Source organism: Streptomyces sp. NPDC057697 (assembly GCF_042799335.1).
Lineage (GTDB): Bacteria > Actinomycetota > Actinomycetes > Streptomycetales > Streptomycetaceae > Streptomyces.
This window is the reverse complement of the sequence record NZ_JBHVJA010000001.1, coordinates 1092360-1112178: the sequence shown is the minus strand read 5'-3', so window position 1 is coordinate 1112178 and position 19819 is coordinate 1092360. Positions and strand designations below refer to the sequence as shown.

Here is a 19819-nt window from a genome sequence, read left to right as displayed (position 1 = left end):
TTCGACTACCGACAGGCTGCTCGTGCCGGAGGAATTCCCAACGAATGAGGGAACACGACCGAGGCCTGGAGACAGCGGCTTTCGGTTGTGAGCCGGAACCGTCTGGACGCAGCCTGCACACACGTGTCCGCAGGCGACGAATCTTCTTGCTGGACTAGCAAGGTGATCGGCGTGGGCCCGGCCGTCAGCCGATCGGCAGGCCATCGCAGGCGGCGAGGTACCGGGGCGCCTTGCCAGTTCAGCAAGAACCTTTGCCGCATCGCCGGCACCGTCGCACGCTGATGGCATGAGCGAGTTCGAGTTGATACGAGATGGTGAACAGACCTGGGACGTCGTGGTGGTCGGGGGTGGGACCGCCGGCCTTTCCGGGGCTTTGAATCTGGCCCGGGTGCGCCGGTCGGTTCTGGTGATCGACAAGGGTGAGCCCCGCAACGCCCCGGCTGCCGGCGCCCATGGTGTGCTCGGCCGCGAGGGCATCTCTCCCCTGGAGCTACTGCGGCTCGGGCGCGAGGAGGTCGCTTCGTACGGCGGTCGTGTCGTTTCGGGGCAGGTCGCGCGGATCTCCCGGGACGGCGCGGGCTTCCGGGTTGTCACCGAGGACGGGCAGCGCCTACGGGCGCACAGAGTGCTGGTGGCCACTGGTTTGGTCGATGTGCTGCCGGACGTGCCAGGGCTGGCCGAACGGTGGGGGCGGGACGTGCTGCACTGCGTGTACTGCCACGGCTGGGAAATCCGGGACAAGGTCATCGGGGTGCTCGGCAACTTCCACCAGGCACTGTTGTTCCGTCAGATGTCCAAGGACGTCACGCTGTTCCTGCACACCGCAACGGAACTGACCGACGAACAGTGGGAGCAGCTGGCCGCTCTCGGCGTCGGCGTGGTCGACGGTGAGGCCACCGGGCTCGAGGTCGACAGCCAGGACCAGCTGGCGGGTGTGAGGCTGGCGTCGGGAAAGGTGGTGCCGGTCCAGCAACTGGTGGTCGCCCCCCGGTTCCTCGCGCGCGCCGGTTTCCTGCGCGAGCTGGGCGTGACGATGCAGGAACACCCCATGGGCCTGGGGGAGCAGCTCCAGGTGGGCGCCTCCGGGTTCACCGGAGTGCAGGGCGTGTGGGCCGCGGGGAACGTCAGCGATGTACTGGCCGGGGTTCCCGTCGCGGCAGCGGCCGGAACCACCGCGGCCGCCGCGATCCACATGGACCTGCTGAAGGCCGACGCGGAAGCCGCCGCTCGCGCGGCTAAGCGCGGTGAAGTGTTCAGCGGGGCGATGGAGGCCGAGGTGTCGCGGCGGGTGCTGGGCAGCCGTGCGCACGGACTGGGCTCCCTCACCGGCGGGAACTGAGCCCTTACCGCGACCGGGTCAGGTGGCGCGGACCCGGAGGTGGGCCCGTTCTCCCTGGCGTCCCAGCAGGATGAGAAGTTCAACGGCCTGGTCGCCGTCGGCGCCGATCCAGTGCGGCACGTGCGTGTCGAACTCCGCGGCCTCGCCCGGCTTGAGGCTCAGGCTCTGCTCGCCCAGCAGCAGCCTGAGCCGTCCGGCGAGCACATAAATCCACTCAAAACCATCGTGGGTCTGCAGCTCCGGCTCGCTCTGGAACGTGGGTGAAATGACAAGCTTATAAGCCTGGGCGCCACCGGGATCGCTCAGCGGCACCAACGTCATGCCGCCCCGGGTCACCGGGCGCAGGTGAATGCGCGGGTCTCCCGTAGGGGGCGCGCCCACGAGACGGTCGAGGGGCACCGCGTACACCTCGGCGAGTGGAAGCAGCAGCTCCAAAGTCGGCTTGCGACTGCCGCCCTCCAGACGAGACAGCGTGCTCTCGCTGATTCCGGTCCGCTGGCCAAGCTCAGCCAGCGTGATCCCACGCCGGCGTCGCAGCTCCCGCAGACGGGGCCCGACCGCATCCAGAACGTCCTTCTTCGCGCTGTTCATACCCGGATACTGCCCGAAACGGTATGGCCCCTTCCAATTCGAGTTCGAGCAGCAACTGAGCAGTCCGCGACGGTGGCGTTCGGCGAGCGGCTCGACCCGGAGGTGCTGGCGCAGGCACAGGAGATCGTCAATGCCTGCGCGGTGTTCCTCGCGGTGGGGACCACCCTTCAGGTGCAGCCGACGGCGATCGCCGTGGTCCGCGGCGCTCGGAAGACGGCCGTCCCTGAGCAGTGATCAGTCGCGGACGAGCTGTCGATGACGGCCGGGTCTCGCGGTCCACGCGTGCGCGGCAAGCTGTTCGGTGTCGAGCCCGCCGAACGACGCCCCGGCTACGCGAACTTCGCGATCACCACCCCGCCGCGGCCTGCTCCATCCGCTCGTCGACGCCGAGCAGCTACCGGTGCGGCATCCGCGAGGCCGCCATCCGCAAGCTCGCGGACCAGCCCGGCCGCATCGGCTCCGGGACCAGCATCCGCGCCAGCAGCAGCGAGGCGTCCACCGCCTTGGTGCCCACCGGCCGCAGCACCGCCGCGCAGATCGTGCGTGTGGCGACATCGACCGCGATCGTCAAATCCGCCCGCGCCGTCACCCCCGAGTCCAGGACCACCATCACATCCAGCGGGGTGGAGTCGATCTGCACCTGTTCCCCGGCGATCCGCGAATGTCGGCGTGGACGGCCCCGTCGGCCGGTTCGCAGCCTGCCGCCGCGTGACCGCCGACCCGAAGGCATGCCGCCCGGCCGAGAGCGTGTCGATGAGGCGGTAGAAGGTGTTCCGGCTCGGCAGGGGCACCACCCCTTCGCCGTGAGTGGCCTCCACCAGCTTCACCACCCGCCGGATCACCCGCGACCGCGCCCCGGTCGACACCTGCGTCCGGTCGTCCAGCACCTGGCGGGATCGCCGCAACCACACGCGCATCCGCCCGCCCGGTCGCCTCCTTCACCCGAACCAACCGCTGATCAACTAGCCCCCACAACCCCTGCCGGGCGTAGCGCGACCGCTTGGCCATCACCGTGCGCAGGCTCACGCCCAGTTCGTCGGCCTTCGCCTGGGCCCGCTCCACCACCGTCCGCGAGACCGGATCGTACCCCGGCCGCGCGGGTGTTCCCGGCTCGGCGCCGGGCGGCAGCCCGGTCTCCACTTCCACCACATGCCGCTGCCACTTGACCGCCGCCGCCCGCGCCGGCTCCGGCAGTGTCTCCAGCAGGCCGAATGGCTCCGTCTCCGGCAGCGGCTCAACGCCGGCAACAGCGAAGTCCGGCGCCGCCATCAGATACGAGGCCAGCACCACCGAATCCGCCCCGACAGCGGACCGCAGCCGCACCGCCGTCCCGGCCAGAGCCACCACCTGATGCTCACCGCCGTCGAAGGTCACCCAGCAGCCGGAACTCCCACCCCACCTCGGCACAGGCCGCCGCCGTCGCGTCGAACTTCACCACGTCCCGCGGGCCGCGGCGATCGGCCGGGCGGCAGTCGAGGACCACGCCCGTCCCGTCCTCGCGGCGGGCGAAGCAGTCCGGCGCGTGCGAGACCGTCCGCCCGTTCGCCGCCGACCAGAAAAGCCAGAACGGCCGCGAGGAGATGCCCACCACCGTCGGATCGAAGTCCAGCAGCATGACCTGGTCGCGCTCCAGTCAGGATTCGTACCCGACGTGCCCGCCGGTGGTCGCCGACCACCACAGGCCCGGCAGGTTCCGCTGCCGCCGGTACGACGCAAAGGCCCGTACGGGAAGCGCGTGCTCGAACGGCACCGACCATGCATCCGGCAGCGGACGCCGCAACTCCGTCCCGTCCGGGGCGACGTACGCGACATCGAACCCAGTCGCCGGAGGCCCAGCGGAACCACCCGGCAGGACCGCTGACGCATGCACCACGTCCAGCCAACCCCACCGCTCGATGCAAGGTCACGTCGACCACTGCAAGATCACTTGAGGCTTGGAGCTGACATGTGCAGAGTCAAGCGGTACCGGACACTGGTTGTTCGATTCCGCACTCGGACGGCCTGGTGGAGATTGACTCATGCACAGGAGTTGGGCATTCCGTGAACCCAACTCATCCACATGAGCAGAGGAGTTGCTTCGTGATGTGCTCACTGCACAGGCTGGAGGCGTGGCGGTATGGCGGAAAGTGGCGGCAGCGGGGCGCGAGGCGTGAAGGGGCGGGCATGCGCAAGGGGCGGGCCCCCGGCATGGCCCGCCCCTTTCATGTGTGTCAGGCCGGCAGGCCCAGTTCGCGGGCGATCAGCATGCGCTGGACCTCGCTCGTGCCCTCGCCGATCTCCAGGATCTTGGAGTCGCGCCACATCCTGGCGACCGGGTACTCGTTCATGAAGCCGTAGCCGCCGTGGACCTGGGTCGCCTCGCGGGCGTTGTCCACCGCCACGGTCGACGAGTACAGCTTCGCGATCGCCGCCTCCTTCTTGAACGGCTCGCCCGCGACCATGCGCGAGGCCGCGTCGCGCCAGCCGATCCGGGCCATGTGGGCCCGCATCTCCATGTCCGCGATCTTGAACTGGATCGCCTGGTTGGCGCCGATCGGGCGGCCGAAGGCGTGGCGCTCGGCGGCGTACTTCACCGATTCGTCGACGCAGCCCTGGGCCAGGCCCGTGGAGAGGGCGGCGATGGCGATCCGGCCCTCGTCCAGGATGCGCAGGAACTGGGCGTAGCCGCGGCCCTCCTCGCCCAGCAGGTTCGCCAGGGGGACGCGGACGTCGGTGAAGGACAGCTCGCGGGTGTCCGAGGCGTTCCAGCCGACCTTGGAGTACGGGGCGGCCACCGTGAAGCCGGGGGTGCCGGAGGGGACGATGATCGAGGAGATGCGCGGGGCGCCGTTCTCCTTGCGGCCGGTCACCGCCGTGACCGTCACCAACTCGGTGATATCCGTACCGGAGTTGGTGATGAAGCACTTGGAGCCGTTGATCACCCACTCGCCGGTGGCCTCGTCGCGCACCGCCGTGGTCCGGGTGCCGCCCGCGTCCGAGCCGCCGTCCGGCTCGGTCAGGCCGAAGGCGCCGAGCGCCTCGCCCGAGCAGAGCTTCGGCAGCCACTGCCGCTTCTGCTCCTCGGTGCCGAAGTGGTAGACCGGCATGGCGCCGAGCGAGACCCCGGCCTCCAGCGTGATCGCCACGGAGGAGTCGACCCGGGCCAGCTCCTCCAGCGCGATCCCGAGGGCGAGGTAGTCGCCGCCCATGCCGCCGTACTCCTCCGGGAACGGCAGCCCGAACAGGCCCATCCGCCCCATCTCCCGCACGATCTCGTACGGGAACTCGTGCCGTTCGTAGAGGTCGCCGATCTTCGGCGCGACGACATCGTGCGCGAACTCCTCGACGGTGCGCCGCAGTTCCTCGTGTTCGGCGGTCAGCCGGTGGTCCAGGGACATGGCAGGGGTCACTCCTTGTGGGACGGGGGTGTCTACCGCACCGAGAGCGCGCGGACGGTACGGGACGGGCTGGGTCGGCCCAGTTGTTCGGCGAGCCACACGCTGGTGGCGGTGAGCGCGTCGAGATCGACCCCGGTCTCGATGCCGAGACCTTCGAGCATCCACACGAGGTCCTCGGTGGCGAGGTTTCCGGTCGCGCTCTTCGCGTACGGGCAGCCGCCGAGGCCGCCCGCGGAGGCGTCCACGGTGGTCACCCCGTGCTGGAGCGCGGCAAGGGTGTTGGCGAGGGCCTGGCCGTAGGTGTCGTGGAAGTGCACGCCGATGGTGTCGGTGGGCACCCCTTCCTCGTTCAGCTCCGAGAGCAGGTTCTGTACGTGGCCGGGCGTGGCGACGCCGATGGTGTCGCCGAGGGAGAGCTCGTCGCAGCCGAGGTCCATCAGTGCCTTGGCGACCCGGACGACCTGGTGGACGGGGACGGGCCCCTCCCAGGGGTCGCCGAAGCACATCGACAGATAGCCGCGGACGTGCACCCGGTCGGCCTTGGCGCGGGCGACGACCGGCTCGAACATGGCGAGCGACTCGTCGACCGTGCGGTTGAGGTTGCGGGCGGCGAACGTCTCGGTCGCGGAACCGAACACGGCGATCCGGCGGGCGCCGAGCGCCAGCGCCCGGTCCAGGCCGCGTTCGTTCGGGACCAGGACCGGCAGCGCGACGCCGTCGATGTCGGCGAGGCGCGGGAACAGGTCCTCGGCGTCGGCCAGTTGGGGCACCCACTCGGGGCGCACGAAGCTGGTCGCCTCGATGGTGGTCAGGCCCGCCGCGGCCAGCCGGTGGATGAACTCCGCCTTCACCCCGGTCGGTACGGTGGTCTTCTCGTTCTGGAGTCCGTCACGGGCGCCGACCTCGTGGACGCGCACCCGGGCGGGCAGGTCCTGGGCCGGCACGATCATGGGCAGGGTGCGGTTCGTCGTCATGCTTCCTCCTCGGGAGCCTCGACGGGAGCCACCACGGCCAGGATCTGGTCCATGGCGACCGTGGCACCGGCGGTGACGTCCAGCTCGGTCACGGTCCCGGCGTGCGGGGCGGAGATGACGTGTTCCATCTTCATCGCCTCGACGACGAGCAGGCTCTGACCGGCCACGACCTCGTCCCCGACCGCCACCTTCACGACGGTGACCGTCCCGGGCATGGGCGCGGCGAGGGTGTCCGCGCCGGACCGGCCCGCGTCGGCCAGCGACGCCGCCACCGGGTCGTGGTCCTGTACGTGCCAGCTGTCGCCGTCCCGGCCGAGCCAGACCCCGTCCGGGGCGGTGACATGGGTGAACGTGTGGGTGAGGCCGCCGAGTTCGAGAGTGAGGCGGGGGCCGGAGACCTCGACCGCACGGGCCGCCTCCCGGCCGCCGGGCAGCGGGGCCAGCGGGCCGCAGGCCCCCGTCACCGGCTGCGGCGGCTGCGCGCCCTCCCCGACGTGGCCGAAGGTCAGCTCCGTACCGGACGGGCAGCGGCGCATCGAGACCTGCACCGGGTCGTGGCCCGGCAGCCGGAAGTCGAGCACCGTACGGGCGGGGGTGCCGCCGAGGCGCCAGCCGTCGGCCGCCGAGAACGGGTCGGCCCAGCCGGAGGCGTCGGCCGGGGAGGCGGCGGCGGACCGCCGCAGGAGCGCCGCCGCCGCGTACACCTCCTCGGGCACGCCCTCCGGGACCAGCCCGGACGCCTCGCGCTCCACGAGCCCCGTGTCCAGATCGCCCGCCGCCACCGCCGGGTGGGCGAGCAGCCGGCGCAGGAATCCGGCGTTGGTCGGGACCCCGAGGATCACCGTGTCCGCGAGCGCCGCGCGCAGTCGGCGCAGGGCGGTGGCGCGGTCGGGGCCGTACGCGATGACCTTGGACAGCATCGGGTCGTACAGGCTGCCGACCTCGCCGCCCTCGGCGAGCCCGGAATCCGTCCGCACCCCGTTGCCCTGCGGCTCGCGCAGGGCGAGGACCCGGCCGCCCGAGGGCAGGAAGCCGCGCGCCGGGTCCTCGGCGCAGACCCGGGCCTCGATGGCGTGGCCGGTGAGGGTGATGTCCTGCTGGCCGTACGGCAGGACCTCGCCCGCCGCGACCCTGAGCTGCCACTCCACCAGGTCCAGGCCGGTGATCAGCTCGGTGACCGGGTGCTCGACCTGGAGCCGGGTGTTCATCTCCATGAAGAAGTACGAGGCGGGGTCGTTGCCCGGGACGATGAACTCCACCGTGCCCGCGCCGACGTAGCCGCAGGAGCGGGCCGCCTGGACGGCCGCCTCGCCCATCGCGGCCCGGGTCGCCTCGTCGAGCAGGACCGAGGGCGCCTCCTCGATGATCTTCTGGTGGCGGCGCTGGAGCGAGCACTCGCGCTCGCCGAGGTGGACCACGTTGCCGTGGGCGTCGGCCAGCACCTGGATCTCGATGTGCCGGGGGCGGTCGATCCACCGCTCCACCAGCAGGGTGTCGTCGCCGAAGGAGGACCGCGCCTCGCGCCGGGCGGCCGCGATCTCGTCCCCGAGCAGCGCCTCTTCGCGCACCAGCCGCATGCCCTTGCCGCCGCCGCCCGCCGAGGGCTTCAGCAGCACCGGCATCCCGATCTCGCGGGCCGCGTCGATCAGCCGGGCGTCGGTGAGCCCGCTGCCGGACGAGCCGGGCACCACCGGGACCCCGGCCGCCGCGACCGTCTCCTTGGCCCGGATCTTGTCGCCCATCAGCGTGATGGCGGAGGCGGGCGGGCCGATGAAGACCAGCCCCGCCTCGGCGCACGCCCGCGCGAACCCGGCGTTCTCGGCGAGGAAGCCGTAGCCCGGGTGGACCGCCTGCGCGCCGGAGCGGCGGGCCGCGTCCAGCAGCGCGGGCACGCTCAGATAGCTCTGCGCGGCGGGGGCGGGCCCGATCCGTACCGCCGTGTCGGCCTCCCGGACGTGCCGGGCGTCCGCGTCCGCGTCGCTGAAGACGGCGACCGAGCGGATGCCCAGCTCCCGCAGCGTACGGATGACCCGCACCGCGATCTCGCCGCGGTTGGCGACCAGAACCGTGTCGAACATCGTCATCTGTTCCTCACATCCGGAAGACGCCGAAGCCGGGTTCACCCAGCGGGGCGTTGGCGCACGCGGTCAGGGCCAGCCCCAGCACCTGCCGGGTCTCCAGCGGGTCGATCACGCCGTCGTCCCAGAGCCGGGCCGTGGCGTAGTAGGCATTGCCCTGGGTCTCGTACTGCTCGCGGATCGGGGCCTTGAAGGTCTCCTCGTCCGCCGCGCTCCAGTCGTCGCCCAGCTGGTCCCGCTTGACCGTCGCGAGGACGGACGCGGCCTGCTCGCCGCCCATGACGGAGATCTTGGCGTTGGGCCACATCCACAGGAAGCGGGGGGAGTAGGCCCGGCCGCACATGGAGTAGTTGCCCGCCCCGTACGAACCGCCGACGACCACCGTCAGCTTCGGGACGCGGGTGCAGGCGACCGCCGTGACCATCTTGGCGCCGTGCTTGGCGATGCCGCCGGCCTCGTAGTCCCGGCCGACCATGAAGCCGGAGATGTTCTGGAGGAAGACGAGCGGGATGCCGCGCTGGTCGCACAGCTCGATGAAGTGGGCGCCCTTCTGGGCGGACTCGGAGAACAGGATGCCGTTGTTGGCGACGATGCCCACCGGGTGGCCGTGGATGTGGGCGAAGCCGGTGATCAGCGTCGTGCCGTACTCGGCCTTGAACTCGGCGAACCGGGAGCCGTCGACGACCCGGGCGATCACCTCCCGTACGTCGTACGGGGTGCGCGAATCGACCGGGACGGCGCCGTACAGCCCCGCGGGGTCGACCTTCGGCTCGTCGACGGGGCGCACGGACCACGGCAGCGCGCCCCGGGCCGGCAGCGTGCCCACGATGTTCCGCACGATCCGCAGCGCGTGCGCGTCGTCCTCGGCGAGATGGTCGGTCACCCCCGACGTACGGGAGTGCACCTCGCCGCCGCCCAGCTCCTCGGCCGTCACGACCTCGCCGGTCGCGGCCTTCACCAGCGGCGGGCCGCCCAGGAAGATGGTGCCCTGATTGCGGACGATCACGGCCTCGTCGCTCATCGCGGGGACGTACGCCCCGCCCGCCGTGCACGAGCCCAGTACGGCGGCGATCTGCGGGATGCCCGCCCCGGACATCCGGGCCTGGTTGTAGAAGATCCGCCCGAAGTGCTCCCGGTCCGGGAACACCTCGTCCTGCATCGGCAGGAACGCGCCGCCCGAGTCGACCAGGTAGAGGCAGGGGAGACGATTCTCCAGCGCCACCTCCTGGGCGCGCAGATGCTTCTTCACCGTCATCGGGTAGTACGTGCCGCCCTTGACGGTCGCGTCATTGGCGACGATCACGCACTCCCGGCCGCTGACCCGGCCGATCCCGGCGATCACCCCGGCCGCCGGGGCGGCGCCCCCGTACAGCCCCTCGGCCGCCAGCGGGGCCAGCTCCAGGAACGGGGACCCCGGATCGAGCAGGGTGTCCACCCGGTCCCTGGGCAGCAGCTTGCCGCGCGCCACATGCCGGGCGCGGGACCTCTCACCCCCGCCGAGCCTGGCCGTGGCGAGCCGCTCGCGCAGCTCGTCGGCAAGCGCGTGATGCGCCGCCTCGTTGGCCTTCCAGGCCTCGGAGGCGGGATCGGCCGCGCTCGCCAGCACCGGTGCCTGCTGCATCGTGTCGAGCCCCCTTGCCCGTACCGCAGTAGTTAGTGACCGTTAACGTCCCTCTCAGGTTAACGTTCGCTAACCCAACTGTCTAGAATCGAAAGCATGACCACGAGGACCGACGCCCCCACCCGCCGCGAGCAGATCCTCAAGGAGGCCGCCCGCCTCTTCGCCGAGCGCGGCTTCCACGGCGTGGGCGTCGACGAGATAGGCGCCGCCGTCGGGATCAGCGGCCCCGGGCTCTACCGGCACTTCCCCGGCAAGGACGCGATGCTGGCCGAGCTGCTGGTCGGCATCAGCGAGCGGCTGCTGGCGGGCGGGCGGCTGCGCGTCTCGGAGGACGCCGCCTGCGGGGGCGGCTCCCCGCAGGCCCTCCTGGACGCACTCATCGAGGGGCACATCGACTTCGCCCTCGACGACCGCCCCCTGATCACCCTCCACGACCGCGAGCTGGACCGCCTGCGCGACGCCGACCGCAAGCGGGTCCGCCAGCTCCAGCGGCAGTACGTCGAGGTGTGGGTGGAGGTGGTGCGCGAGATGTACCCGGAGCTGCCGGAGCACGAGGCCCGCGCCGCCGTCCACGCCGTCTTCGGCCTGCTGAACTCGACCCCGCACCTGGGCCGCCCCGACGCCCGGCCGGACCGCGCGGACACGGCGGCGCTGCTGCACCGGCTCGCGCGCGGGGCGTTCGAGGCGGCGGCCCGCGCCTAGGGCCCGGCCCGCGCCGGGTACGCGCCCGCGCGGGTCCCGCAGGGCCCATGGCCGGCCCGGCCCCACGCGTACGCGCCCGGGTGATCTCCCGCCGGGCTTCGAATGCATGAGCCGGGCTTCGAATATATGAATTGATGCGCAAGGGGAGAAGGGCCGCTCAAATTCTCCCCCATTTCCTTTGTCCCGGCTCCGTCCATCGGAGTGTCGCGGCGTTCCCCAGGCATATGGTTTGAGTCGTCTCGCCCACGCCTGCCGGGGAAGTTGAATGAATACATGTCAGGTCTCGGTCGTGGTCCCCTGTTTCAACGAGGACGAGGTGATCGAGGCATTCCACCGCGAGCTGGTCTCCGCACTCGAACCGACGCGGCAGACATTCGAGATCTGTTATGTCGACGACGGCAGCAGCGACCGGACACGGGACCGGATCGGCTCGCTCGCCGGCGCGGACCGGCGTGTGCGCTACACCTCCTTCAGCCGCAATTTCGGCAAGGAGGCCGCCATGCTCGCCGGGCTGCGCATGTCGCGCGGCGACGCCGTCGTCCTCATGGACGCCGACCTCCAGCACCCGCCGGAACTGCTGCCCCGCATGCTGGAGCTGCGCCGGCACGGCTACGACCAGGTCGTGGCCAGGCGGGACCGCACCGGCGAGGGTGCCCTGCGCACCCTGCTCAGCACCCTCTACTACCGCGCCATGGGCCGGTGCATGGACGTGTCCGTCGTCGACGGCGAGGGCGACTTCAGGCTGCTGTCGCGCAACGCCGTGGACGCCGTGCTCGCGCTGCCCGAGACCAACCGGTTCTCCAAGGGGATCTTCTCCTGGATCGGCTTCGACACCACCGCCTTCACCTACCGGAACGTCCGGCGGGCGGCGGGAAGTTCGAAATGGGGCGGCAGGCACCTGCTCAACTACGGGATCGACGGACTGATCTCCTTCAACAGCCGCCCGCTGCGCCTGGCCATCCACGCCGGGCTCGCCCTCGCGCTGGCGGCGCTGGGGTACGCCCTGTGGATCATCGCGGGCGTCGCACTGCACGGCGTCGGCGTGCCCGGCTACACCACCCTGCTGACCGCCGTCGTCGCGCTCGGCGGAATCCAGCTCGCCACCCTGGGCGTCATCGGTGAATACGTGGGACGCATCTACTGCGAATCCAAACGGCGGCCGCATTATGTGGTGCGGGAGACGAGCGAATCCCCGCGCGTTCCCCGGAATTCCTCCCCGAATGCCTTCCCGCCCGTTCCTTCGCCCGTTCCTTCGTCCGTTCCCCAGGAAGGTGCCGTTGCGGTGGGCGACGTTCCGGTGGGTTCCCGTGCCGGGGCGACCGTGCCCGGCGCCGCCGTTTCCCGTGCCGCCGGTCCCCGTACCGCGCGTCAGTTCCTCACCTTCGCGTCGATCGGCGTCGTCAACACGGCGGTATATCTGGCGGTGTACGCCTCGCTGAACCGCTGGATTCCCTATCTGGCCGCCCATGTCCTCGGATACGCGGTCAGTGTCGTGGGCTCCTTCCTGCTCAACACCTACCTCACCTGCCGTACGCGGCCGACCTGGCAGGCGGGCGTGCGGTACCCGCTGTCGAGCGCCGCCGGTCTCGTCCTCACCGGCGTCCTGCTCTCCCTCGGGGTGAGCGGGCTGGACATGGACAAGAACCTCGCCGCCGTCGCCGCCGGGCTCCTCGCCACACCGTTCTCGTTCCTGCTCGCCCGCTGGGCCATCGACTCCGGTGCGTCCCTGGCGGGCAGGCGTCCCTACGAAGGGCAGCACTGCGCATGACCGTGGACACGTCGGGGGCCGCCGGTACACGGCAGGAGCGGGAGTGCGGGCGGCCGCCCTCGCCCGAGGAGCGCCCGGGTCCCGGGCGGCGGTGGGCGGCGGGGCTGCCGGCGGCCCTCGCCGCGTTCCCGCTCGCCCTGCTCGGCGCGGCCTTCTGGACCGGCCGGCTGGTCCGCCCCGGAGCGGACGACTGGTGCTTCCTCCCGGTGGTGCGGGACGAGGGCGTCTCCGGGATGGTCGCGAAGTTCTACCTCCAGGACAACGGGCGCGTCGCCAACGCCCTGCTGGTCGCCGCGTACGGGGCGTTCGGCGTGCCGGGCCACCAGTGGTTCGCGCTGGTCAGCGGAGTGCTCATGGTCGGCATCCTGTGGGCGTTGACCGCCGCGGTGCTCGGCCGGGCCGGGCTGACCGCGCCGCGCGGGGTGCCGCTGCTGGTGGCCGCGGTGTGCGGGGCGGCCCTCTTCCTCGCTACGCCCGACACGTACAAGGTGTTCTACTGGCCGGCCAACTCCGTCTCGCACACCGTCTCACCCGTGCTGGCCTGTGCCGCCGTGATCCCGCTGCTGCGCGCGCGGACCCGCCGGGGGAGGGCCTTCGCGGTGGCCCTCGCCCCGGTCGCCGGGGTCTTCGTCGGAACGCTCTCCGAGGAGACCGCGGTCGTCGCGTGCGTGCTGCTCTGCACCGCGCTGCTGCTGGGCCTGCGGGCCCTCCCCGGCCCCGGCAGGTCCCTGGCCCGCCGCTGGTGCGCGGTCGCCCTCGCCGGGGTCCTGGCCGGGGCGGCCGTCCTGTACTTCTCACCCGGCGCGCACGCCCGGCGCGCACGGTTCGGCGCCGACGCGGGCGCGATGTTCGGCGCGCGGGAGCTGAACGCGGCGCTGCGGGCGTTCGGCGAGATCCTGGGGACGGTCCTCACGACCTGGCCCTACCTGGGGGTGCTCGCCGTCGGCGTACTGCTGGGGCTGACGGTGCGCGGGGGCGGGCGCGCGCCGGCGGGCTCGCCGCGCCGCGGGCCGCTGCTCCCGGCCCTCACCGGCCTCCTCGTCTTCCTGGTCTGCGGTTTCCTCTGCACCGTCATCACCTATCCGGCCTTCGGGGCGAGCGTGGTGGTCGCGCCCCGGGTCTGGGGCGACTTCCTGCTGGTGTTCGTGCTGCTGCTGACCGGTCTCGGCGCCCTGCTGGGGCACTGGCTGCGCGCCCGCCGGCGGGGGACCGGTACGGCGACGGCGGTGGCCGCCGCCGTATGCGCGCTGGCCTGCGTCGGCCTCGCCGTCCCGCTGTTCCGGCTCGCCACCCAGATGGAGGTGCGCGCCCAGCGCTGGGACCACCAGGACCGCTCGCTGCGAGAGGGGGCGGCGCGCGGCGCCCGGGTCCTCCCGTACACCCCGGTGTCGGTCAGCAGGCTGCTGGAGCCGTTCGGCGACCACGGGCGGCGGCCCTGGCCCGCGCAGTGCGTCGCCCGGTACTACCACCTGGAGAAGGTCACATACGCGCCCCGGCCGCGCTGACCGGGGCGCCCGACCGGGTGGTCGGGAAAGACACCCGGCACACTGCGCACATCTGACGGCACAATGGGTTCATGCCGATACCCAGCCGCGCCGCCCTCGTCGAACACCTCGTCCGTACGCGTATAGCCGGAGACGTCGCCACCCCGCGCGACAACAACCTCTCCCACTACCGCAAGCTCGCCAACGGAGACCGCCACTACTGGCTGGGGCTGGAGCTCGGGGACCGGTGGTCCGACGAGCAGGACGTACTGGCGGTGATGGCCGAGCGCTGCGGGGTCAGCGACGACCCGGAGCACCGGTTCGGGCAGGACACCATCGACCCGGAGCTGACCGTCGACGCCCTGGAGCGGATGGCGGCGCGGCTGCGCAAGGCGGTGGCGGGCGCGGAGCGGGTGCTGTTCGCGACCGGGCACCCGGGCGGGCTCCTCGACGTGCACCGGCAGACCGCCGCCGCGCTGCGGGCCGCCGGATGCGAGATCGTGACGATCCCCTCGGGCCTGGTCGCGGACGAGGGCATGGTCTTCCAGTTCGCGGACGTCGCGGTGCAGGAGCGCGGCGCGACCCTCTGGCACACCCACTCGCCCGCCCCGATGGCCGCCATCCTGGACGGCCTGGAGCGCGAGGGCCGCCCGCTGCCGGACCTGGTCGTCGCCGACCACGGCTGGGCGGGATGCGCGGCGCAGCGCGGACTGGACGCGATGGGATACGCGGACTGCAACGACCCGGCGCTCTTCCTCGGCGAGGCGGAGGGGACGCTCCAGGTGGCCGTCCCGCTGGACGACCACGTACTGGACCCGCGGTTCTACGACCCTATGACGGAGTACCTGCTGGACGCGGCGGGGCTGACCCAGGGCTGATCAGGGCCGTGCGGCCCGGTTCGGGCCGGGGGCCGGTGCTGTCCCCGGCCCGGAGCCGGGCCGTGACTCCACGCCCCGCCCGCGCAGTTGCTACTCTGCGCCACGAGCATCGGACAGCGGGTGGGGGCGCGTGGTGATACCGGGACAGCGGCCCCGCAGGAGCGGTTCGAGGTCGGTTCTCGTCGGGCTGCTCATCCTGCTCGCCCTCTTCATCCTCCAGGAGCTCGCCGCCGGGCTGCTGCCCGACATCTACAAGGGCTTCGCGGGCGAGGACCGCCGGACGCTCCTCGTGAGCGCGGCCATCGCCTTCGTGGTGGTGGGTCTGCTCCTCTACATCGTGTATCTGCGCGCCCTGGTGCCCCAGGACGAGGCCCCCGAGCCGGGCGCCGGTGAACGGGCCTCGGTGCGCGCCGCCCTGCTGCACGCCGTGCGCCGGAGCTGGACGGACGGCGCCGACCGGGCCTGGGAGCGGTCGGTACGGATCGAGCTGGGCCTGGCCGAGCAGCAGGCGGCCGTGCACGACCCCTGGGGCGCGCCCCGGCTGGTCACCGGCGGTCGGGGGAGCGGGGTGCCGCTGCCCGCGGGCACGCGGATCGACGAGGTCTTCGACCGCCACCGCGGTCAGCTCCTGGTGCTGGGCTCCCCCGGCGCGGGCAAGACCTCGCGGATGCTCGAACTGACCGAGAAGCTGATCGAGACGGCCGAGCGGGACGGGACCGCGCCCGTACCGGCCTTCCTGCTGCTGACGGACTGGCACGGCGAGCCGTTCGCACGGTGGATCCTCGACGAACTGCACACCCGGTACCGGGTGCCCCGGGCGACCGGCCTCGCGCTGCTGCGGGACAACGGCATCGCCCTGGTCCTGGACGGGCTCGACGAGGTCGCTCCGGACCTGCGCGGCGACTGTGTCCGGGCGGTCAACGAACTGCTCTCCGCCGAGCAGTACCCGCGGTGCCCGATCGCCGTCTCGTGCCGTTCGACCGACTACGACGAGCTGGCGCAACGGCTCACCGTCAACGGCGCGGTCTGCGTACAGCCCCTCGAGGTCGCCGCCGTACACGCCCTGCTCGACAGCGCGGGCGCACGGCTGCGCGGCCTGGCGGCAGCGGCGGCCGCCGATCCGGTGCTGGCCCGGCTGCTGACCACACCGCTCATGCTGGGCGTCGCCGTCCTCGCCTACGAGGGCGTGGACGAGAACGAGGTCGCGGCCTCCGGCGACGCGGGGGAGCGCAGGGGGCGCATCTTCGACGCCTACGTCGAGCGCATGATCCACCGCGACCGGAGCCTGCGCGGTCGGCCGATCACGCCGGAACGCCCCGCGGGCCAGGTGCACGCCGATCTGCTGCGGCTCGCCCAGAGCCTGAGCCTGGTCCACGCCACGGTGTACTACCCGGACGATCCCTCGCACGTGATCCTCCAGGCGCCGGACGACGTGGCCAGGAGGCTTCTGCCGGGGGTGATGTACTGGATGCTGCGGGGCATGCGGTGGATGAGCGGCTACGAGGCCGGGAACCCCGCCAGCCGGCCGAACCGGTTCTACCGGGGCATGGTCTTCCTCTACCAGGTGCCCCTCCCGCTCCTGGGGTCGCCGGTGATGAACCACCTCCAGCGGAGGTTCCTCGACCACACGACCGACCGGGCGATCACGCGCCGTGCGGGGGACGGCTACGCCTTCCTGCACAAGACCATCCAGGACCACCTCGCGGCCCGCGCCGGGAGCATGTCCGACCAGGAACTGCGGAACCTGGCCCGCTCGTAGGCCGGGTCAGCCGTCGGCCCCGCGCCGCCGCTGCCGCAGGCCCGGTGTCGGGTCCAGATAGACCCGGCGGACCGATGGATAGCGCTCCCGCAGCTGCTCCTCCGCCTCCTCGCACGCCCACTCGATCTGCCCGGCGGTCGAGGCGTCCCGGAAGTCGATCTTCGCGGCGATCAGGATCTCGGTCGGGCCCTGGATGAGCGTGGTGAGTTCCAGTACCTCGATGATGTGCGGGACGGAGAGCAGTTCCTCGCGGATACCGGCCCGCATCGCCGGTGAGACCGGGCGGCCGATCAGCAGCTGGGCGTTGGACCGGCCCAGCACCCAGGCGACGTACACCAGCAGCAGGCCGATCAGGACCGACGCGATGCCGTCCCAGACCCCGGAACCGGTCAGCTGACCGCCGAGCAGTCCGCCCGCGGCGAGCACCAGACCCGCCAGCGCCGCCGAGTCCTCCATCACCACGGCCTTGACCGCGGTGTCGGGGGTGCGGCGGAAGTAGTGCCCGACCGGTGCCCGCAGCCGGGCGGCCTCGCCGCGGACCTGCCGGAGCCCGGTCCGCAGCGAATAGCCCTCCAGGACGAAGGCCACCGCGAGCACCAGGTACGAGACGAGCGGATCGCCCAGCTCCTCGCCCGCCACGAGGGTGTGGACGCCGTCGTAGACGGAGAAGACCGCGCCGCCGACGAAGGTGGCCACGGAGGCGAGCATCGCCCAGATGTAGCGCTCGGGGCCGTAGCCCAGCGGGTGTTCCTCGTCCGCGGGCTTCTCGCTGCGTTTCAGCGCGGTGAGCAGCAGCAGTTCGGTGACCGTGTCGGCGACCGAGTGCGCCGCCTCGGAGAGCATCGCGCTCGATCCGCTGATCAGCCCGGCGACGGCCTTCGCCACGGCGATGCCGAGGTTGGCCGCCGCCGCGACGATCACCGTGAACGTGGACTCCCCGCCACCGGCCCGCGCCCCGCTCGTGGTCTCGTCGCTCATGGTGGGGAGTATGTCCGAACCGGCGGTGGGCGGCCCGTCGGCGCGGGGCGCGTCAGTCCCGGGGGACGCGCACCACGCCCTCCTGGATGACGGTGATCGCCAGTCGGCCGTCCTGGGTGTGGATCCGGGCCTGGCCGAGCCCGCGCCCGCCGGAGGCGGACGGCGACTCCTGGTCGTACAGCAGCCATTCGTCGGCCCGGAACGGCCGGTGGAACCACATCGCGTGGTCCAGGCTCGCGCCGACCACGTCGCCGACCGCCCAGCCCCCGCGCCCGTGGGCGAGGAGCACCGAGTCGAGCAGCGTCATGTCGGAGACGTACGTCGCCATGCAGACATGGAGCAGCGGATCGTCGGCGAGCTTGCCGTTGGTGCGGAACCACACCTGGGAGCGGGGCTCGCGCGGTTCGCCGACGCTGGCGAAGGGCGGGGCGTCCACGTACCGCAGGTCGACCGCGGCCCGCGCCTCGATCAGCCGGTCCACGACCCCCGGGTGGCTGAACCGGTCCGCGTACCGGGGCAGCAGCTGCGCCGCCGTGGGCAGCGTCTCGGGGTCCGGGGCGGGCGGCATGGCCGCCTGGTGCTCCAGGCCCTCCTCGTACGTCTGGAACGAGGCCGAGAGGTGGAAGATCGGCTGGCCGTGCTGGACGGCGACGACCCGGCGGGTGGTGAAGGAGCGGCCGTCGCGGATGCGGTCGACGCTGTAGACGATCGGCGCGCCCGGATCGCCCATCCGCAGGAAGTACGAATGCAGCGAGTGGGCGCTCCGGTCGGCGGGGACGGTGCGGCCCGCGGCCACCAGGGCCTGGGCCGCGACCTGGCCGCCGAAGACCCGGGGCACGAGGGCCGAACGGCTGGTGCCCCGGAAGATGTCCCGCTCGATCTGCTCCAGGTCGAGCAGATCGAGCAGGGAGTCGAGTGCTGCGCTCATGGGACGAACGTAGCCGCTCTCACAGTCCCATGGACTTGGCGATGATCGACTTCATGACCTCGCTCGTGCCGCCGTAGATGCGGTTGACCCGGTTGTCCGCGTACAGGCGGGCGATCGGGTACTCGTTCATGTAGCCGTAGCCGCCGTGCAGCTGGAGGCAGCGGTCGATGACGCGGTGCGCGACCTCGGTGCAGAACAGCTTCGCGGAGGCGGCCTCGGCGGCGGTCAGCTCTCCGGCGTCGTGGGCCTCGATGGCGCGGTCGCAGACGGCCTCGGCGGCGTCCACCTCGGCCTGGCAGGCGGCCAGTTCGAACTTGGTGTTCTGGAACGACGCGACGGTCTTGCCGAAGACGGTCCGCTCGCTCACGTACTGCTGGGCGAACCGGACGGCCGCCTTGGCCTGGGCGTACGCGCCGACGGCGATGCCGAGGCGCTCCTGCGGGAGGTTCTGGCCGAGGTAGGAGAAGCCCTTGTTCTCCTCGCCGAGGAGGTCCTCCACCGGCACCTTGACGTCGACGAAGGCCAGTTCGGCGGTGTCGGAGGTGCGCAGGCCCAGCTTGTCGAGCTTGCGGCCGACCGAGTAGCCCTCGGCCTTGGTGTCGACGACGAGCAGCGAGATGCCGTGCCGACGGTCGTCCGCCCGGGGCGCGTCGGTGCGGGCGCAGACGATGACCCGGTCGGCGTGGACGCCGCCGGTGATGAAGGTCTTGGCGCCGTTGAGGACGTAGTGCGTGCCGTCCTCGGAGAGCTTGGCGGTGGTCTTCATCCCGGCCAGGTCGGAGCCGGTGCCCGGCTCGGTCATGGCGATGGCGTACATCGACTTGCCGGTGACGAAGTCCGGCAGCCAGCGCTTCTTCTGCTCCTCGGTGGCGTACGCCTTGATGTACGGCAGGCAGAGCAGCACATGGACGCCGGAGCCGCCGAAGTTGACGGCCGCGCGGGCGCACTCCTCGGAGATGATCGCCTCGAACTTGAAGGACTCGACCCCGGCGCCGCCGTACTCCTCCGGCACCTCGATGCCGAATATGCCCAGCTCGGCGAGCTTGTAGTAGAAGTCGCGGGGCACCTGGCCGGCCGCGAACCACTCGTCGTAGACGGGGGCGACCTCGGCCTCGATGAAGGCGCGGATGGTCTCCCGGAACGCCTCGTGGTCCTCGTTGAATACCGTACGGCGCACGGGGTGCCTCCTTGGTCGGCTGCGGGCGAGCGGGCCGGCCCCGGAACGTGTCCCCGGCCGGACTGGCTAAGCGCTTGCTCAGATGTAGTCAAAAGTTACCCGGGGGTCACCGGCGCTGTCCAGGGTGATGCGCAGCACGCCCACGCGGCGGGCCCGCCCGGAGCG

The 19819-nt window shown here is 71.9% G+C and carries 18 protein-coding genes; 7 read left to right on the top strand and 11 right to left on the bottom strand.

Annotated features, from left to right (window positions below; genetic code table 11):
* Positions 1–286: 286 nt before the first annotated feature.
* Positions 287–1339: an NAD(P)/FAD-dependent oxidoreductase gene (locus ACFVFH_RS04835; RefSeq protein WP_383763363.1), complete on the top strand. Its 1053-nt coding sequence runs from the start codon at positions 287–289 to the stop codon at positions 1337–1339.
* A gap of 18 nt (positions 1340–1357) precedes the next feature.
* Here ACFVFH_RS04835 and ACFVFH_RS04830 read toward each other — a convergent pair whose 3' ends face one another.
* Complete coding sequence (locus ACFVFH_RS04830; RefSeq protein ID WP_383763360.1) at positions 1358–1930, bottom strand: helix-turn-helix domain-containing protein; 573 nt, start codon at positions 1928–1930, stop codon at positions 1358–1360.
* A 72-nt stretch (positions 1931–2002) separates the two neighbouring features.
* On the opposite strand from ACFVFH_RS04830, the gene ACFVFH_RS04825 reads away from it, so the two are divergent.
* On the top strand, positions 2003–2164 hold the full coding sequence (locus ACFVFH_RS04825) for a hypothetical protein (protein WP_383763357.1): 162 nt from the start codon (positions 2003–2005) through the stop codon (positions 2162–2164).
* A gap of 160 nt (positions 2165–2324) precedes the next feature.
* On the opposite strand, the gene ACFVFH_RS04820 is transcribed toward ACFVFH_RS04825, so the two are convergent.
* The 7 genes from ACFVFH_RS04820 to ACFVFH_RS04790 all read right to left on the bottom strand — a co-directional run bounded on the left by ACFVFH_RS04820 (position 2325) and on the right by ACFVFH_RS04790 (position 9980).
* Positions 2325–2570 carry a hypothetical protein gene (locus ACFVFH_RS04820; RefSeq protein WP_383763354.1) on the bottom strand — a complete coding sequence of 82 codons (246 nt, stop codon included), beginning with the start codon at positions 2568–2570 and terminating at the stop codon, positions 2325–2327.
* A complete protein-coding gene (locus tag ACFVFH_RS04815; RefSeq protein WP_383763351.1) occupies positions 2540–3304 on the bottom strand; it encodes a hypothetical protein in 765 nt (254 codons plus the stop codon). The genes ACFVFH_RS04820 and ACFVFH_RS04815 overlap by 31 nt, the downstream gene beginning before the upstream one ends.
* Entirely contained in the window at positions 3285–3545 is a 261-nt protein-coding gene (locus ACFVFH_RS04810; protein WP_383763348.1) for a hypothetical protein, read from the bottom strand. Before ACFVFH_RS04810 ends, ACFVFH_RS04815 begins: the two co-directional genes overlap by 20 nt.
* Before the next feature lie 595 nt (positions 3546–4140).
* Positions 4141–5307 (bottom strand): acyl-CoA dehydrogenase family protein, encoded by a 1167-nt coding sequence (locus tag ACFVFH_RS04805; RefSeq protein ID WP_383763346.1) that lies wholly within the window; start codon positions 5305–5307, stop codon positions 4141–4143.
* A 32-nt stretch (positions 5308–5339) separates the two neighbouring features.
* Positions 5340–6281 carry a hydroxymethylglutaryl-CoA lyase gene (locus ACFVFH_RS04800; protein ID WP_383763343.1) on the bottom strand — a complete coding sequence of 314 codons (942 nt, stop codon included), beginning with the start codon at positions 6279–6281 and terminating at the stop codon, positions 5340–5342.
* Entirely contained in the window at positions 6278–8359 is a 2082-nt protein-coding gene (locus tag ACFVFH_RS04795) for a biotin carboxylase N-terminal domain-containing protein (protein WP_383763610.1), read from the bottom strand. Before ACFVFH_RS04795 ends, ACFVFH_RS04800 begins: the two co-directional genes overlap by 4 nt.
* A 13-nt stretch (positions 8360–8372) precedes the next feature.
* Positions 8373–9980 carry a carboxyl transferase domain-containing protein gene (locus ACFVFH_RS04790; protein WP_383763340.1) on the bottom strand — a complete coding sequence of 536 codons (1608 nt, stop codon included), beginning with the start codon at positions 9978–9980 and terminating at the stop codon, positions 8373–8375.
* Between the two features lie 96 nt (positions 9981–10076).
* On the opposite strand from ACFVFH_RS04790, the gene ACFVFH_RS04785 reads away from it, so the two are divergent.
* From ACFVFH_RS04785 to ACFVFH_RS04765, 5 genes are all read left to right on the top strand, one after another.
* A complete protein-coding gene (locus ACFVFH_RS04785) occupies positions 10077–10682 on the top strand; it encodes a TetR/AcrR family transcriptional regulator (RefSeq protein ID WP_383763337.1) in 606 nt (201 codons plus the stop codon).
* Positions 10683–10947: 265 nt separating this feature from the next.
* The gene (locus ACFVFH_RS04780; protein ID WP_383763334.1) at positions 10948–12450 is read left to right on the top strand and encodes a glycosyltransferase; all 1503 of its coding nucleotides are present in this window, start codon (positions 10948–10950) and stop codon (positions 12448–12450) included.
* Entirely contained in the window at positions 12447–13955 is a 1509-nt protein-coding gene (locus tag ACFVFH_RS04775; protein WP_383763331.1) for a DUF6056 family protein, read from the top strand. Before ACFVFH_RS04780 ends, ACFVFH_RS04775 begins: the two co-directional genes overlap by 4 nt.
* Positions 13956–14026: 71 nt before the next feature.
* Positions 14027–14812, top strand: a complete 786-nt coding sequence (locus tag ACFVFH_RS04770; protein ID WP_383763328.1) for a phosphatase — start codon at positions 14027–14029, stop codon at positions 14810–14812.
* A gap of 130 nt (positions 14813–14942) precedes the next feature.
* Positions 14943–16571 (top strand): NACHT domain-containing protein, encoded by a 1629-nt coding sequence (locus ACFVFH_RS04765; RefSeq protein WP_383763326.1) that lies wholly within the window; start codon positions 14943–14945, stop codon positions 16569–16571.
* 6 nt (positions 16572–16577) lie between these two features.
* On the opposite strand, the gene ACFVFH_RS04760 is transcribed toward ACFVFH_RS04765, so the two are convergent.
* The 3 genes from ACFVFH_RS04760 to ACFVFH_RS04750 are packed head-to-tail and all read right to left on the bottom strand — an operon-like array spanning position 16578 to position 19654.
* The gene (locus tag ACFVFH_RS04760; protein WP_383763324.1) at positions 16578–17549 is read right to left on the bottom strand and encodes a cation diffusion facilitator family transporter; all 972 of its coding nucleotides are present in this window, start codon (positions 17547–17549) and stop codon (positions 16578–16580) included.
* Positions 17550–17601: 52 nt separating this feature from the next.
* Positions 17602–18477, bottom strand: coding sequence for an acyl-CoA thioesterase (locus tag ACFVFH_RS04755; RefSeq protein ID WP_383763321.1), 876 nt, complete (start codon positions 18475–18477; stop codon positions 17602–17604).
* A 19-nt stretch (positions 18478–18496) separates the two neighbouring features.
* Entirely contained in the window at positions 18497–19654 is a 1158-nt protein-coding gene (locus tag ACFVFH_RS04750; protein WP_093548542.1) for an acyl-CoA dehydrogenase family protein, read from the bottom strand.
* Positions 19655–19819: the final 165 nt, after the last annotated feature.

What these genes read in the sequence shown, in the direction of transcription:
- ACFVFH_RS04835 (WP_383763363.1), top strand. Translation starts at nt 287, where the DNA reads ATGAGCGAGTTCGAGTTGATACGAGATGGTGAACAGACCTGGGACGTC.
- ACFVFH_RS04775 (WP_383763331.1), top strand. Translation starts at nt 12,447, where the DNA reads ATGACCGTGGACACGTCGGGGGCCGCCGGTACACGGCAGGAGCGGGAG.
- ACFVFH_RS04790 (WP_383763340.1), bottom strand. Translation starts at nt 9,980, where the DNA reads ATGCAGCAGGCACCGGTGCTGGCGAGCGCGGCCGATCCCGCCTCCGAG.
- ACFVFH_RS04805 (WP_383763346.1), bottom strand. Translation starts at nt 5,307, where the DNA reads ATGTCCCTGGACCACCGGCTGACCGCCGAACACGAGGAACTGCGGCGC.
- ACFVFH_RS04810 (WP_383763348.1), bottom strand. Translation starts at nt 3,545, where the DNA reads ATGCTGCTGGACTTCGATCCGACGGTGGTGGGCATCTCCTCGCGGCCG.
- ACFVFH_RS04770 (WP_383763328.1), top strand. Translation starts at nt 14,027, where the DNA reads ATGCCGATACCCAGCCGCGCCGCCCTCGTCGAACACCTCGTCCGTACG.
- ACFVFH_RS04760 (WP_383763324.1), bottom strand. Translation starts at nt 17,549, where the DNA reads ATGAGCGACGAGACCACGAGCGGGGCGCGGGCCGGTGGCGGGGAGTCC.
- ACFVFH_RS04780 (WP_383763334.1), top strand. Translation starts at nt 10,948, where the DNA reads ATGAATACATGTCAGGTCTCGGTCGTGGTCCCCTGTTTCAACGAGGAC.
- ACFVFH_RS04755 (WP_383763321.1), bottom strand. Translation starts at nt 18,477, where the DNA reads ATGAGCGCAGCACTCGACTCCCTGCTCGATCTGCTCGACCTGGAGCAG.
- ACFVFH_RS04800 (WP_383763343.1), bottom strand. Translation starts at nt 6,281, where the DNA reads ATGACGACGAACCGCACCCTGCCCATGATCGTGCCGGCCCAGGACCTG.
- ACFVFH_RS04785 (WP_383763337.1), top strand. Translation starts at nt 10,077, where the DNA reads ATGACCACGAGGACCGACGCCCCCACCCGCCGCGAGCAGATCCTCAAG.
- ACFVFH_RS04795 (WP_383763610.1), bottom strand. Translation starts at nt 8,359, where the DNA reads ATGTTCGACACGGTTCTGGTCGCCAACCGCGGCGAGATCGCGGTGCGG.
- ACFVFH_RS04830 (WP_383763360.1), bottom strand. Translation starts at nt 1,930, where the DNA reads ATGAACAGCGCGAAGAAGGACGTTCTGGATGCGGTCGGGCCCCGTCTG.